Origin of the sequence: Mesorhizobium japonicum MAFF 303099, from assembly GCF_000009625.1 — a bacterium.
Classification (GTDB): Bacteria; Pseudomonadota; Alphaproteobacteria; order Rhizobiales; family Rhizobiaceae; genus Mesorhizobium; species Mesorhizobium japonicum.
Window position 1 is genome coordinate 4247966 of the sequence record NC_002678.2, and the last position, 14533, is coordinate 4262498.

Genomic DNA, 14533 nt, shown 5'->3' on the forward strand with positions numbered 1-14533 from the left:
GGATGGCAGTCACTCGGCGGCCGCCTTGGCCTTGCCGCCGCGTTCGGGCGCGATGCCTTCGAGCGTTGCCATCAGCCGGTTGCGGATGGTGGCGATGCGGGCCGGGCTATCGATCTTCTGGCCGGTGAGGTCTGTGACATAGAAGGTGTCGATGACCTTTTCACCGAAAGTGGTGATGTGCGCCGAGGCGATGTCGAGCGACAGGTCGGACAGCGTGCCGGTGATCTCCGACAGCAGGCCCGGGCGGTCGAGCCCCTCGACCTCGATGACCGAAAACCGGTTTGACAGCGTGTTGCGGATTTCGGCGCGTGGCGGGATCTTGAACACTTTGGCGCCGCGTTTTGGCTTGGTGCGCTTCTCGATCATCTCCGGCAGCCAGCTCTTGCCCGACAGCACATCCTCGATCAGCCGGCCGACGCGCTCGGCGCGGCGGCGTTCGTCCTCGTCACGGTCGAATTCCCGCGAAATCAGGATGGTGTCGAGCGCGCGGCCGTCGGCGGTGGTGAAGATCTGCGCGTCGACGATATTGCCGCCGGCGCCGACGCATGCCCCTGCAATGACCGAGAGAAGACGGGGATGGTCCTGCGCCAGAACGGTGATTTCGGTCACCGCCTCGAACTGGTGGGTCTTGACCATGGTGGCGAGCTTCTTGCCGGCTGCGTCGGCCTCGCGGACGAATTCGGCGTGGCGCAGCTGATCCGGCAGGTCGACGGTCAGCAGGTAGTTCTCATAATGCAGCCCGACATAGCGCTTGCGGTCTTTGTCGGGCCAGTCGGCGAGCGCCTCGGCCAGACGTTCGCGCGCCGCCGCCGTGCGCTGGGCGCGCGACACTTCCGAGAAACCGCCGGTCAGGAGCAACTCGGTCTCGTAATAGAGCGTGCGCAGCAACTGGCCCTTCCAGCCGTTCCACACCCCTGGCCCGACGCCCCTGATGTCGCAGACGGTGAGGACCAACAAGAGCTTCAGCCGCTCGACCGACTGCACGATCGAGGCGAAATCCTCGATGGTCTTGCGGTCGTTGAGGTCGCGCGTCTGCGCCGTCATCGACATGGCGAGGTGGTTCTCGACCAGCCAGGCGACGGTTTCCGTGTCCGCCGCCGACAGCCCCATATGCGGGCAGATGCGCCGCGCGATGCGGGCGCCGGCCTCGGAATGGTCTTCCGGCCTGCCCTTGGCGATGTCGTGCAGCAAGACGGCGACATAGAGCGCCTCGCGGCTCTTCTTCAGGCCGGGCATCAGCGAATGCGACAGCGGATGCACCTTCTCGCCATCGCCGCGCTCGATCTCGGCCAGCACGCCGATGCAGCGGATCAGGTGCTCGTCGACCGTGTAGTGGTGGTACATCGAGAACTGCATCATGGCGACGATCTTGCCGAAGTCGGGGATCAGCCTGCCCAGAAGCCCGGCCTCGTTCATCCGTCGCAGATTGAGTTCGGCATTGCGGTCCGAGGTCAATATGTCGAGGAACAGCCGGTTGGCCTCTTCGTCGCGCCGCAGCGATTTGTTGACCAGGCCGAGCGAGCGGGTGAGCAGCTTCAGCGCATCGGGGTGGAATTCCAGCCCGTGCTTGTCGGCGAACCAGAACAGCCTGAGCAAATTGACCGGATCGCGCTCGAACACCTGGTCGTCGGCGATGTTGATGCGGTGGTTGTCGACAATGAAGTCGGAGGTGCCGGCGAGCTTGCGCTTGCGGCGCTGGAAGGTGAGGAAGATGCGATTGAAGCCGGGGACGTGCTTGGCTTGTTCCTCCTCGAGCGCCGCGCAAAAGATGCGGGTCAGGTCGCCGACATCCTTGGCGACGAGGAAGTAGTGTTTCATGAAGCGTTCGACCGCCGACAGGCCGGGATGGGTGGTGTAGCCGAGCCGCTCTGCGATCTCGCGCTGGATGTCGAAATGCAGCCGCTCCTCGGCCTTGCCGGTGAGGAAATGCATGTGGCAGCGCACCGCCCACAGGAAGTCCTCGGCCTTCTGGAACTCGCGGTACTCGGCCTCGGTGAAGACGCCCTTTTCGACCAGTTCCTCGCCGGTGCGCACCCGGTAGAAGTATTTGCCGATCCAGAACAGCGTCTGCAGGTCGCGCAGGCCGCCCTTGCCGTCCTTGACGTTGGGCTCGACCAGATAGCGGCTCTCGCCGGCCTTGGCATGGCGCTCGTCGCGCTCGGCGAGCTTGGCCTGGACATATTCCGGGCCAGTCGTGCGCACCACCTCATGGTCGAAACGCAGCATCAGCTCGTCGTAGAGCTTGCGTTCGCCCCACAGGAAGCGCGCTTCCAGGATCGAGGTGCGGATGGTGATGTCGGTGCGCGACAGCCGCAGGCACTCATCGATGTTGCGGGTGGCGTGGCCGACCTTCAGGCCGAGATCCCACAGCATGTAGAGCATGTATTCGACGGTCTGCTCGCCCCATGGCGTCTGCTTGTAGGGCAACAGGAACAGAAGATCGATGTCGGATCCCGGCGCCAGCGTGCCGCGGCCATAGCCGCCGACCGCCACGACGGCCATGCGTTCGGCCGACGAACGGTTTTTCACCCGGTAGACATGCGTCGCGGCGAAATCGTAAAGCGCCCGGATCAGCTCATCCATCAGATGCGACAATCGCTCGGCGCAGGCATTGCCGCCGCCATCCTCCTTCAGCATGGCCTCGGCAATCTTTCGGCCTTCGGCGAGCCGGGCCTTGAGAAGCTGCAGGACGCCGGCGCGGGCGGCTGCTCCCGAACCGTCGCCCGCCGTGGCCGTCGTCAGCGCGGTCATCTCGCGGCGCAAGGCTTCGCCGTCGATCAGTTCATCGAGCTTCAGGGAGATTTTCGCCATAAGTATCAGTCGGCCTTGCCATTTGGGCGGCGTCTATAGCGTGTTTTCGCGGCGCTGGGTATGGGGCCTGCTGGCGGCCCGGCAAGCGGCCTAGTCCTTTGCCTCGATCGGATCGAGGGGAACGACGATCCGTTGCCGGAATCTGCAGAAATCGGCGATCCACCGTGCGGTCCGCCCGGCCTCCCTACTGATTCTCACGGCCATTGGCTTCTTCTGCCTTGTCATAAGCCCGCTCGCGGTCCGCGCGGCATCGCGTTCCTGGTCGAGCAGGCTTGGCAGCCTTCCGCCGACGAATTGATCCTGTGCGCAGAGCGCCGGGACAAGTTGGTAGATAGTCTTGCCGGCCGATATGATGGGGTCGAAGATGAGATCATCGACAGCAATGTTGACCTGCGCCGTTGCCTCCAGAAAGTCGCGTGCCGTTCGCCGCGAGAGCAGATAACCGCCAGCTCCCGGATGGCCCTTGCGGAGCCGGAACATGGAAAAACCATGCCCGGCAGAGATCCTTCTCCTCTGGATCACGGTTCTGGAGAAGAACGTTTCGAGCTTCACGACATCGGCGTCCGCCGGCACCCAACTCGTATCGCCCAGCAACGCCCCGGCCTTGCTGGAGAAGACCATGTCGTCCTCGAAAACCGCGCCGTATGGGGCCTCATCCTGCGCAATGATCGTCCAGCAGGCTCGATGACTGTGCAGGCAGGCGATTTCACTGCCGGAGAGCGGCCGGGTGGCGTGTATCGCGTGCTGCGGCTGCAGCATCAGGTCGGGATGTTCCTTGCCATCGACCCCCGCGACCCGCTCGAACCCAATGCCGATGCGGGCGAATTCCTTCGACATGTGGGCAAGCCGCTCGGGAGATCGATCGAGGTTGATGACCAGACGCTTCATTTTCACGAGCTGCTTTGTTCGAAATCCTTGCTTCCATGGAACTGGCGGGAGCCGCCAGGCATCGCGGGAGCCTTCTAGCACAGGTGGCGCTATGGTTTGTTGATCTTTTCCGGTGTGGATATCATGCCGCAATGGGAGAGCCAACAGAAAGCCAAGCTCTTAAAGCCAGCCTGACTTCCCAGGATTGCCGCAAGATCACACCCGATGTCGGGAACGCCGGATTGAAGACGAGATCATCGGCCGCCTGCCGGTAGCGTCGAGATGGTCGCGCGCCATTTACCTGACATGATGTAGCCGCCGGTTCCCGGCGAACAGCCAATGCCGGGCCAAAAACGAAAAAATCGGAACAGCCCTTGACCTTCCAGTTACTGGAAGCACTACCTCCGCAACCAGGCAGAGGCAAAGAGGCATTTTTGGAATGACGCATCCAGACCATGACCATCGCGGCGAGCACCACGCACATGGCGCGCACGGCAGCTGTTGCGCGCCGAAAGGCGCCGATGCGGCGGCCGTTCTGCGCGATCCGGTCTGCGGCATGACCGTGGATCCGGCCGCCGGCAAGCCGACATCGGAGCATGGCGGTCGTCTCTATCATTTCTGCAGCGAGCGCTGCCGTTCGAAATTCCAGGCCGAGCCGGAACAATACCTGACGGCCACCGACCCCGTCTGTGGCATGAGCGTCGACCGTGCCACAGCCAGGCACCTCGTTCGCCATGAAGGCCAGGGCTTCTATTTCTGTTCCGCCGGCTGCAAGGCGAAATTCGAGGCGGCACCGCAGACCTATCTCGGCGACAGGCCGGCGCCGCCGCCCGCGCCCAAGGGCACGCAATACACCTGCCCGATGCATCCCGAAATCATCCGTGACAAGCCCGGCTCCTGCCCGATCTGCGGCATGGCGCTTGAGCCGATGGGCGTGCCATCGGGCGATGAAGGGCCAAATCCCGAACTGGTCGATTTCACCAGGCGGTTCTGGGTCAGCGCGGTCCTGTCGATCCCGCTTCTGATCGTCGCGATGGCGCCGATGATTGGTGTGTCTTTCGAAAGCTGGGTCGATGATCGCACAAAGGTCTGGATAGAGCTGGTCCTGGCAAGCCCAGTGGTGCTCTGGGCCGCTTTTCCCTTCTTCCGCCGTGGCTGGGAGTCTGTCCTCAACCGCAGCCCCAACATGTGGACGCTGATTTCGCTGGGCGTCGGCGCGGCCTACCTCTACAGCGTCGTCGCCACCCTGTTTCCGGATATCTTCCCGCATCAGTTCCGCGGCCATGGCGGTGCGGTGCCGGTCTATTTCGAGGCCGCCGCCGTCATTGTCGCGCTGGTCTTCCTTGGCCAGGTGCTGGAACTGCGTGCCCGCGAAAAGACCGGATCGGCAATCCGCGCCTTGCTCGATCTGGCGCCGAAGACCGCGCGGCGTATGGCCGAAGACGGTTCCGAGACCGATGTACCGCTGGACAGCGTCAAGGCCGGCGATCGCCTGCGCATCCGGCCCGGTGATGCGGTGCCGGTCGATGGCACGGTGCTCGAAGGCCGCTCCTCCATCGACGAATCGATGATCACGGGCGAGCCGCTGCCGGTCGAAAAGGCCGAGGGCGACGCACTGACCGGCGGCACGCTCAACAGGCAAGGTTCGCTGATCATGCGCGCCGAACGGATCGGCGCCGAGACCACGCTGGCGCGCATCGTCGAACTCGTCGCCAAGGCACAGCGCTCGCGCGCGCCGATCCAGGGATTAGCCGACCGCGTTTCCTTCTACTTTGTCCCGGCCGTCGTCCTTGTCGCCATCGCGGCCTTCATCGCCTGGGCCATCTTCGGTCCTGAGCCCAGCCTGATCTTCGCCATCGTCTCGGCGGTCTCGGTGCTGATCATCGCCTGTCCCTGTGCGCTTGGCCTCGCCACGCCGATGTCGATCATGACCGCCACCGGGCGCGGGGCGCATGCCGGCGTGCTGATCAAGGAAGCCGCCGCGCTTGAACGCTTCGCCTCCGTCGACACGTTGATCGTCGACAAGACCGGCACGCTGACGGAGGGCAGGCCGAAACTGACGGATGTCGTCGCGGCAAACGGCTTTTCCGAAGACGAATTGCTGGGGCTCGCCGCGAGCCTGGAGAAGGGCTCGGAGCATCCGCTTGCCGAGGCCATCGTCGAGGGCGCCGCGGCGCGCGGTGCAACCGTCACCGACGCCGGGGATTTCGAGGCGGTTACCGGCAAGGGTGTTTCCGGCACGGTGTCGGGCAAGGCCGTCGCGCTCGGCAATGCCGCGATGATGGGCGATCTCGGCGTTGACGTTTCCGCCGTTTCGGCCAGCGCAGAAGCGCTGCAGGGCGACGGCAAGACGGCGATGTTCGTCGCTGTCGGCGGCACACTGGCCGGCATCGTTGCCGTCGCCGATCCCATCAAGGCGACCACCGCCGAGGCGATCAGGGCGCTGCATGACAGTGGCCTCAGGATCATCATGGCGACCGGCGACAATGAGCGCACGGCCAACGCAATCGCCAAAAGCCTCGGCATCGACGAGGTTCGCGCCGGCCTGTTGCCGGAACAGAAGGCAGCCCTGGTCGAGGAACTGCGCGGCAGGGGCGCCGGCGTCGCCATGGCCGGCGACGGCGTCAACGATGCGCCGGCCTTGGCCAGCGCCGATGTCGGCATCGCCATGGGCACCGGCGCCGATGTCGCGGTCGAAAGCGCCGGCATCACTTTGGTCAAGGGCGACCTCAACGGCATCGTGCGGGCCCGCACGCTGGCCCAGGCGACGATCGGCAACATCCGCCAGAACTTGTTCTTCGCCTTCCTCTACAATGTGCTTGGCGTGCCGGTCGCCGCCGGCGTGCTCTATCCGCTTACCGGCATGCTCTTGTCGCCAATGCTGGCGGCGGCGGCGATGAGCCTGTCCTCGGTCTCCGTCATTGCCAACGCATTGCGGCTGCGGACGTTGAAACTCTGATCCAAACCCCCAAATACGAACCCAACCAACAGGAGACCATGAATGACCTTGGCCAAGAAACTCGTGCTTTTGCTGATGGCGGCCGGAATGCTGCTCGCCGTCTTCCTCGAAAGCGTCCCGGCGCAGAGCGAAGAGATGAAACACGATATGGCTGGCATGTCGATGGGCGCGACCAGCCCTTCAACCGAAGGCTACAAGGCGGCGATGGACAAGATGCATGCCGACATGATGGCATCGCAATACACCGGCAATGCCGATATCGATTTCGTCCGCGGCATGATCCCGCACCATCAGGGCGCCATCGACATGGCCAAGGTCGAGCTTGCCAACGGCAAAGACCCGGAAATCCGCAAGCTCGCCGAAGGCGTCATTGCTGCGCAGGAAGCCGAGATCAAGCAGATGCAGGACTGGCTCGCCGCGCATCCGGTGAAGTGAGACTTTCGCGACGGGGAGATTTGGGCGAGAAACGCCTTTGGATTTCTCGCCTGCCCTGTGATGCGATTCGGCCTCGAACGGAGCCTGCCATGCCATCCACCGTCAGAACCACCACGCTGCCCTCTGGCGAAACCGTCCAGGTGCTCGGCCAGGGCACCTGGAAGATGGGTGAGGATTCGCGTCGCCGTGCCGATGAGGTGAACGCTCTCAAACTCGGCCTCGACCTTGGCCTCACACTGATCGACACCGCCGAAATGTATGCCAGCGGCGGCGCCGAAGAGGTCGTGGCTGAAGCCATTGCCGGGCGCCGCGCCGAGGTCTTCGTGGTCTCGAAAGTTCTGCCATCGAACGCGTCGCACGCGGGCGTGCAGCGCGCCTGCGAGAACAGCCTCAAGCGCCTGCGCACCGACCGCATCGATCTCTACCTCCTGCATTGGCCGGGCAGCGTGCCTTTGGCCGAGACGGTCGAGGCCTTCGAGGCCGTGAAGAAGGCCGGCAAGATCCGCCATTGGGGCGTCAGCAATTTCGACACCGAGGACATGGACGATCTGGCCGGCTTGCCCGACGGCAGCAACGTCCAGACCAACCAGGTGCTTTACAATCTCGTCCGGCGCGGCCCCGAGTTCGATCTGGCGCCCTGGAGCCGCAAGCGAGGCATTCCACTGATGGCCTATTCGCCGGTCGAGCAGGGCGCGCTGGCGCGCAATACTGGGCTTGATGCCGTCGCCGCCCGCCACAATGCGACTGCCGCGCAAATCGCGCTGGCTTGGGTGATGCATCAGGACGGCATCATCGCCATTCCAAAGGCCAGCAGCCAGGAACATGTCCGCCAGAATTTTGCGGCGCTCGACATCAAGCTTACGCCGCAGGACATCACCGACCTCGACCGTGCGTTCCCGCCACCGACCCGCAAGCGTGGCCTGGAGATGATCTGACTACTTCCCCGCCAGTCCCTTCAGCCGGTAGAGCGCCTCCAGCGCTTCCCGTGGCGTCATCTCGTCGGGATTGATGTCGCCGAGGGCGGCGCCGAGCGCGTCGCTCTTCACCGGCTTCGGCGCCTCCCGCTTCATGGCCACGGAAAACAGCGGCAGGTCGTCGACCAGCCGGTTGGTCTTGCCGGAAACCTCGCCTTCCTCCAGCTGGTGCAGCACCTGCTTGGCCCGGTCGACCACCGCTTCCGGCAGGCCGGCGAGCCGCGCCACCTGCACGCCATAGGAGCGGTCGGCGGCACCCTTGCCGACCTCGTGCAGGAAGACGACGTCGCCTTCCCATTCCTTGACCCGCATGGTGACGTTGTGGAGCCGCGCCAGCTTGCCGGCGAGCGAGGTCATTTCGTGGAAATGGGTGGCGAAGATCGCCCGGCAGCGGTTCTTCTCATGCAGGTATTCGACCGCCGCCCAGGCGATCGACAGGCCGTCGAAGGTGGCGGTGCCGCGGCCGATCTCGTCGAGGATCACCAGCGCCCGTTCGCCGGCCTGGTTGAGGATCGCCGCCGTCTCGACCATCTCGACCATGAAGGTCGAACGGCCGCGCGCCAGATCGTCCGAAGCCCCGACGCGCGAGAACAGCCGGTCGACGACGCCGATATGGGCCGATGTTGCCGGCACAAAGGAGCCGGTCTGGGCCAGGATGGCGATCAGCGCGTTTTGCCTGAGAAACGTCGATTTACCGCCCATGTTCGGGCCGGTCAGCAGCCAGATCGCGCCGTTCTTGGCGTTCCCCTCCGGCGACAGGTCGCAATCATTGGCGACGAACGGTCCCTCGCCCGAACGGCGCAAGGCCTGCTCGACCACCGGATGCCGGCCGCCGGAGATTTCGAAGGCAAGGCTCGAATCCACCACCGGCCGGCACCAGGCTTCGCTTTCCGAAAGCAGCGCAAGTGCCGCCGAGACATCGATTGCTGCCAGCGCATCGGCGCCGGCACGGATCTTTTCCGCCTCGCCGACCGCTTGCGCCGTCAGCGCCTCGAAGGCCGCCAGTTCGATGCCGAGCGCGCGGTCGGCGGCGTTGGCGATCTTGGTCTCGAGTTCGGCAAGCTCGGTCGTGGTGAAACGCATGGCATTGGCCATGGTCTGGCGGTGGATAAAGCGCGCCTTGGCGCCATCGCTGCCGGTCATGATCGCATGATGGTTGGCGGTCACCTCGATGTAGTAACCCAGCACATTGTTGTGCCGGATCTTCAGGGAACGGATGCCGGTCTCCTCGATCAGCGAGCGCTCCAGCCCGGCGATTACCTTCCGCGATTCGTCGCGCAGCGCCCGCATCTCGTCGAGTTCCGGGTGATAGCCGCCGCGCAGGAAACCACCGTCGCGCTTCAAAAGCGGCAATTCCTCGCCCAGCGCCTGAATCAGGTGCTGGGCAAGCGCCTGCGGCAGCGCCCGGATGGCGGCCATCGCCTCCGCCAACTCCTGGGGCAGGGCGGTTGCGGCGAAGATTTCGACGATGGCGCCGGCCGCCTCGAAGCCGGCGCGCAGCGCGCCGAGGTCGCGTGGGCCGCCGCGGTTGAGCGCCAGCCGCGACAGCGCGCGCGGCATGTCGGCGACGCTCTTCAGGCTCGCCCGCACCGCCTGGCAAAGCCGGGTTTCGGTGCGGAAGAACGACACCGAATCCAGGCGCGCGCCGATCGCCGCCGGGTCGGTCAGCGGCGCCATCAGCCGGTCGGCGAGCAGCCTTGCGCCGCCGCCGGTCACCGTGCGGTCGATCGCCTTGAACAGCGAGCCCTCGCGGCTTCCCGAGAGCGTGCGCAAGAGTTCGAGATTGCCGCGCGTCGCCGGATCGATGAACAGGGTCGAACCCTGCTCCTCGCGCTCCGGCCGCGACAGCGGCGGACGCTCGGCCTTCTGCGTCTTCTCTACATAGGCGATGGCGCCCGAGATCGCCGACAGTTCGGCGCGCGAAAACGTACCAAAGCTGTCCGGCGTCGCCACGTCGAAGAAGCGGGCGATGCGGCCCGTGGCCGAGGCCGAATCGAACAGCGATGGCGGCTGCGGGTTGGCGACGCGGCCGAGCACGTCGAACACCGGCCTCAGCTCAGGATCATGGAACACCGGCTCGGCGACGATGAGCTCGCGCGGATCGACGCGGAAGATGTCGGCGAGCAGCCGGTCGGCGGTGGTCTCGGCGACGCGGAAGGCGCCGGTCGAGATGTCGATCCAGGCAATCGCAAAGGAGTGGTCGCTGCCGCCCTTCACCCGCCCCAGCGCCATCAGGAAGCTCGATTCCGACGGCGCCAGCAATTTGTCCTCGGTGATGGTGCCCGGCGTCACCAGCCGCACCACGTCGCGGCGCACCACCGATTTGGAGCCGCGCTTCTTGGCTTCGGCCGGATCCTCGATCTGCTCGCAGACGGCGACGCGGAATCCCTGGCCGATCAGCTTCTGCAGATAATCGTCGGCCGCATGCACCGGCACGCCGCACATCGGGATATCGTGGCCCTGGTGCTTGCCGCGCTTGGTCAGGACGATGCCCAGCGCCCGGCTCGCCTTTTCGGCGTCGTCGAAGAACAGCTCGTAGAAATCGCCCATGCGGTAGAACAAGAGCGAATCCGGGTTCGCCGCCTTGATCTCGATGAACTGCTCCATCATCGGCGTGACGGCGGCCGTGCCGGGCTGCGGCGTCGTCATCACCTCGGGGGCGTCGGGCTCGTTCGGGCTGTGCATGTTCATGGCGCGGCACGCTAGCAGATGTGGCGGCCGGGTTTAATGCCGGGGCTTCGAAAAGCAGGGGAAGACCGAGGCGATCGTTTGTAAGCAATTGCCCCTCGGCCTGCGATTCCGGCGCGCTGGCGGTTTACACGCGGCGGCGCGTGGTCTTAATTCGGACCGAAACAAAGCACCCGCTTCAAGGAGGTGCTGCACCGGCGAGGAAATCAAAAGCATCATGGCCAGGAAAACCGAGAACAACGGTCCGTCCGTCAGCGCGCAGGAAGCGCTCGAATTCCATGCGATGGGCCGGCCTGGCAAGCTGGAGATCGTCGCCACCAAGCCGATGACGACGCAGCGCGATCTGAGCCTCGCCTATTCGCCAGGCGTCGCCGTGCCGGTGCGCGCCATCGCCGAAGACCCCAGCCGCGCCTTCGACTATACGACGCGTGGCAACATGGTCGCCGTCATCTCCAACGGCACCGCCATCCTTGGCCTCGGCAATCTCGGCGCACTGGCCTCCAAGCCGGTGATGGAAGGCAAGGCGGTGCTGTTCAAGCGCTTCGCCGATGTCGATTCCATCGACCTCGAGGTCGATACCGAGGATGCCGACGAATTCATCAACTGCGTGCGCTTCCTCGGGCCGTCCTTCGGCGGCATCAACCTGGAAGACATCAAGGCGCCGGAGTGCTTCATCATCGAGCAGCGCCTGCGCGAACTGATGGACATCCCTGTCTTCCACGACGACCAGCATGGCACCGCCATCATCTCGGCCGCCGGCCTGATCAACGCGCTGGAGATCACCGGCCGCGACATGAAGACCACCAGGCTGGTCTGCAACGGCGCGGGCGCCGCCGGCATCGCCTGCATCGAGCTGATGAAGGCGATGGGCTTCGCGCCCGAAAACATCATCCTGTGCGACACCAAGGGCGTGGTCTTCCAGGGCCGCACCGAAGGCATGAACCAGTGGAAGTCGGCGCATGCGGTCAAGACCGAGGCACGCAGCCTTGCCGACGCGCTCGACGGCGCCGACGTCTTCCTCGGGCTCTCGGCCAAGGGCGCGCTGACCACCGCCATGGTGCAGTCGATGGCCAAGAACCCGATCATCTTCGCCATGGCCAATCCCGATCCGGAAATCACGCCGGAGGAAGTGGCCGAGATCCGCACCGACGCCATCATGGCGACGGGCCGTTCGGACTATCCGAACCAGGTCAACAACGTGCTCGGCTTCCCCTACATCTTCCGCGGCGCGCTGGATGTGCGGGCGACCACCATCAATGAAGACATGAAGATAGCCGCTGCCCGGGCGCTGGCCGAACTGGCGCGCCAGGACGTGCCCGACGACGTCGCTGCCGCCTATCAGGGCAACCGGCCGAAATTCGGTCCCAACTACATCATTCCGGTGCCGTTCGACCCGCGGCTGATCTCGGCCATTCCGCTGGCGGTGGCCAAGGCGGCGATGGAGTCCGGCGTCGCCCGCAAGCCGATCCTCGACCTTGACCGCTATGCGCAGGAACTGTCGGCCCGCCGCGACCCGATCGCCTCGACCCTGCAGCGCATCTACGACCGCGTGCGGCGCCAACCCAAGCGCATCGTCTTCGCCGAGGGCGAGGAGGAGCAGGTGATGCGCGCCGCCGTTTCCTATGTGAACCAGCGGCTCGGCACCGCCATCCTGCTCGGCCGCGACGATGTCATCAAGGAAAACGCCAAGCACGCCGGCATCGACCTGAACAAGCAAGGCATCGAGATCATCAATGCAAGGCTGTCGCGCCGCAACGGCATCTACACCGACTATCTCTACGAGCGCATGCAGCGCAAAGGCTTCCTGTTCCGCGACTGCCAGCGCCTGATCAACAACGACCGCAACCATTTCGCCGCCTGCATGGTGGCGCTGGGCGACGCCGACGGCATCGTCACCGGCGTGACCCGCAACTATTCGACCGCGCTCGACGACATCCGCCGCGTCATCGACGCCAAGCCCGGCCACCGCGTCATCGGCGTCTCGATCGTGCTGGCGCGGGGCAAGACTGTGCTCGTCGCCGACACTGCCGTGCACGACATGCCGAACGCCGAGCAGATCGCCGACATCGCCGAGGAAGCGGCAGGCTTCGCTCGACGCATGGGCTACGAGCCGAGGCTCGCCATGCTCGCCTATTCCACCTTCGGCCATCCGCAGGGCGAACGTTCCGAGCGCGTCCAGGAGGCCGTGCGCATCCTCGACAAGCGCCGCGTCGATTTCGAATATGACGGCGAAATGGCCGCCGATGTCGCGCTCAATGCCCGCGCCATGGCGCAATACCCGTTCATCCGCCTCACCGGCCCGGCCAATGTGCTGATCATGCCGGCCTTCCACTCGGCCTCGATCTCGACCAAGATGCTGCAGGAACTCGGCGGCTCGACGGTGATCGGCCCGCTGTTGGTCGGTCTGAACAAGCCGGTGCAGATCGTCTCGCTGAACGCCAAGGACTCGGACATCGTCAACATGGCGGCGATCGCCGCGTACACGGCCGGGACTTGAGGGGCGGTCCGCGTAGAGGTCGGAAGCCAACAATCTGGCGTTCCGAACGCGGCGCCGCCCAAGACGCCGCCGGCTCCCCATAACAGATTGATAAGATTCAGCTGATATACGGAAGCTCTTGCCGGCATGCCGTAACGGCATCCACGGCGCGCTCAGACCGCTAATTGGGGGTGCGGCCATGAAGCATGACGGAGTTTCCGTATCCACGGTCGGCCCGGGGGTCTACCACGACGAGCGCCTGGACGCGCTGCTCAGCATTACCGGCCGCATGGACGGTTATCTCTATCGCTGCCGCAACGACGCGTCCTACACCATGCTCTATATCAGCGACGGCATCTTCACCGTCAGCGGTTATCGGCCGAGCGATTTCATCCACAACGCAGTGCGCGACTATGTCTCGGCCATCCACCCGGATGACCTGCCGTCGGTCTATGCCGCCGTCGACGCCGCGCTCGAGGCGCGCCGCAATTGGAACGTCGACTATCGCATTGTGCCGAGGGCCGGCGAACCGCTCTGGGTCCGCGAGATCGGCGGCGGTGTCTGGGACAAAGCCGGCGAACTCGAATTTCTGGAAGGTTTTGTTGTCGACATCAGCGACCGCAAGGTCGTCGAGGACCTCAACGCCCAGCTGGTCCTCGATCTGAAGACCGCCAACGAGGAACTCTCCGCGCAAAAGCGCGAGATCGAGGTGGCGAAGCAGCAGAGCGACCATTCGGCCAACCACGATGCCTTGACCGACCTGCCCAACCGGCGTGCGTTCCACAACGAGCTCAAATCGGTCGTCGCCCGCTGCGGCGCCACCGGCGAGGCGGCCGGGCTGCTGTTCATCGACCTCGACCGGTTCAAGGAGGTCAATGACACACTCGGCCACGAGGCCGGCGATGCGCTGCTGCAGCGCGTGTCGAGCCAGCTTCGCTCGATCCTGCGCAGTGCCGATTTCGTCGCCCGGCTCGGCGGCGACGAGTTCGCCTTCCTGTTCTCGGCCGACACCGAACTGGCACGGCAGAAGGCCGTGCGCGTCGCCGAACGCATCCTGGAAAGGCTGCGGATCAAGGTTCCCACGCCCAATGGCGCCATCCAGGTCGGCTGCACCGTCGGCGTGGCCATGTATCCGGCGGAAGCCGCCGATTGCGACACTCTGATCGCGCTCGCCGACCGGCTGATGTACGTCGGCAAAAAGAGCGGCCGAAACCGGCTGGTCACCGCGAGCGAAATGGCGCCGCAACAGCCGTCGTCCAGGCCTCGCCTTCGCAAGACGGCGTAGCCATCGGCGCGAACTATGCCGATTCCGAAACCCAAGGG

8 protein-coding genes are annotated in these 14533 nt (G+C 64.9%); 5 read left to right on the forward strand and 3 right to left on the reverse strand.

Annotation, left to right across the window (positions count from 1 at the left end):
* Nucleotides 1–9 precede the first annotated feature (9 nt).
* Complete coding sequence (locus MAFF_RS21810; RefSeq protein WP_010913133.1) at nt 10–2811, reverse strand: [protein-PII] uridylyltransferase; 2802 nt, start codon at nt 2809–2811, stop codon at nt 10–12.
* Between the two features lie 90 nt (nt 2812–2901).
* Nucleotides 2902–3699 carry a glycosyltransferase family 25 protein gene (locus MAFF_RS21815; RefSeq protein ID WP_010913134.1) on the reverse strand — a complete coding sequence of 266 codons (798 nt, stop codon included), beginning with the start codon at nt 3697–3699 and terminating at the stop codon, nt 2902–2904.
* 418 nt (nt 3700–4117) lie between these two features.
* On the opposite strand from MAFF_RS21815, the gene MAFF_RS21820 reads away from it, so the two are divergent.
* The 3 genes from MAFF_RS21820 (at nt 4118) to MAFF_RS21830 (ending at nt 8007) form a co-directional block, all read left to right on the forward strand.
* Nucleotides 4118–6637 (forward strand): heavy metal translocating P-type ATPase, encoded by a 2520-nt coding sequence (locus MAFF_RS21820; protein ID WP_010913136.1) that lies wholly within the window; start codon nt 4118–4120, stop codon nt 6635–6637.
* Between the two features lie 42 nt (nt 6638–6679).
* Nucleotides 6680–7072 carry a CopM family metallochaperone gene (gene copM, locus MAFF_RS21825; protein WP_010913137.1) on the forward strand — a complete coding sequence of 131 codons (393 nt, stop codon included), beginning with the start codon at nt 6680–6682 and terminating at the stop codon, nt 7070–7072.
* Between the two features lie 89 nt (nt 7073–7161).
* Nucleotides 7162–8007 (forward strand): aldo/keto reductase, encoded by an 846-nt coding sequence (locus MAFF_RS21830; protein WP_010913138.1) that lies wholly within the window; start codon nt 7162–7164, stop codon nt 8005–8007.
* On the opposite strand, the gene mutS is transcribed toward MAFF_RS21830, so the two are convergent.
* The gene (gene mutS, locus MAFF_RS21835) at nt 8008–10737 is read right to left on the reverse strand and encodes a DNA mismatch repair protein MutS (protein WP_010913139.1); all 2730 of its coding nucleotides are present in this window, start codon (nt 10735–10737) and stop codon (nt 8008–8010) included.
* A 214-nt stretch (nt 10738–10951) separates the two neighbouring features.
* Between mutS and MAFF_RS21840 the strand changes: the two genes are divergently transcribed.
* A complete protein-coding gene (locus tag MAFF_RS21840; RefSeq protein ID WP_010913140.1) occupies nt 10952–13231 on the forward strand; it encodes an NADP-dependent malic enzyme in 2280 nt (759 codons plus the stop codon).
* A 178-nt stretch (nt 13232–13409) separates the two neighbouring features.
* The gene (locus MAFF_RS21845) at nt 13410–14495 is read left to right on the forward strand and encodes a sensor domain-containing diguanylate cyclase (protein WP_032932778.1); all 1086 of its coding nucleotides are present in this window, start codon (nt 13410–13412) and stop codon (nt 14493–14495) included.
* Nucleotides 14496–14533: the final 38 nt, after the last annotated feature.

Excerpts from the sequence above, each read along its gene's own strand:
- MAFF_RS21815 (WP_010913134.1), bottom strand. The coding sequence starts at position 3,699 with ATGAAGCGTCTGGTCATCAACCTCGATCGATCTCCCGAGCGGCTTGCC.
- copM (WP_010913137.1), top strand. The coding sequence starts at position 6,680 with ATGACCTTGGCCAAGAAACTCGTGCTTTTGCTGATGGCGGCCGGAATG.
- MAFF_RS21830 (WP_010913138.1), top strand. The coding sequence starts at position 7,162 with ATGCCATCCACCGTCAGAACCACCACGCTGCCCTCTGGCGAAACCGTC.
- mutS (WP_010913139.1), bottom strand. The coding sequence starts at position 10,737 with ATGAACATGCACAGCCCGAACGAGCCCGACGCCCCCGAGGTGATGACG.
- MAFF_RS21820 (WP_010913136.1), top strand. The coding sequence starts at position 4,118 with ATGACGCATCCAGACCATGACCATCGCGGCGAGCACCACGCACATGGC.
- MAFF_RS21840 (WP_010913140.1), top strand. The coding sequence starts at position 10,952 with ATGGCCAGGAAAACCGAGAACAACGGTCCGTCCGTCAGCGCGCAGGAA.
- MAFF_RS21810 (WP_010913133.1), bottom strand. The coding sequence starts at position 2,811 with ATGGCGAAAATCTCCCTGAAGCTCGATGAACTGATCGACGGCGAAGCC.
- MAFF_RS21845 (WP_032932778.1), top strand. The coding sequence starts at position 13,410 with ATGAAGCATGACGGAGTTTCCGTATCCACGGTCGGCCCGGGGGTCTAC.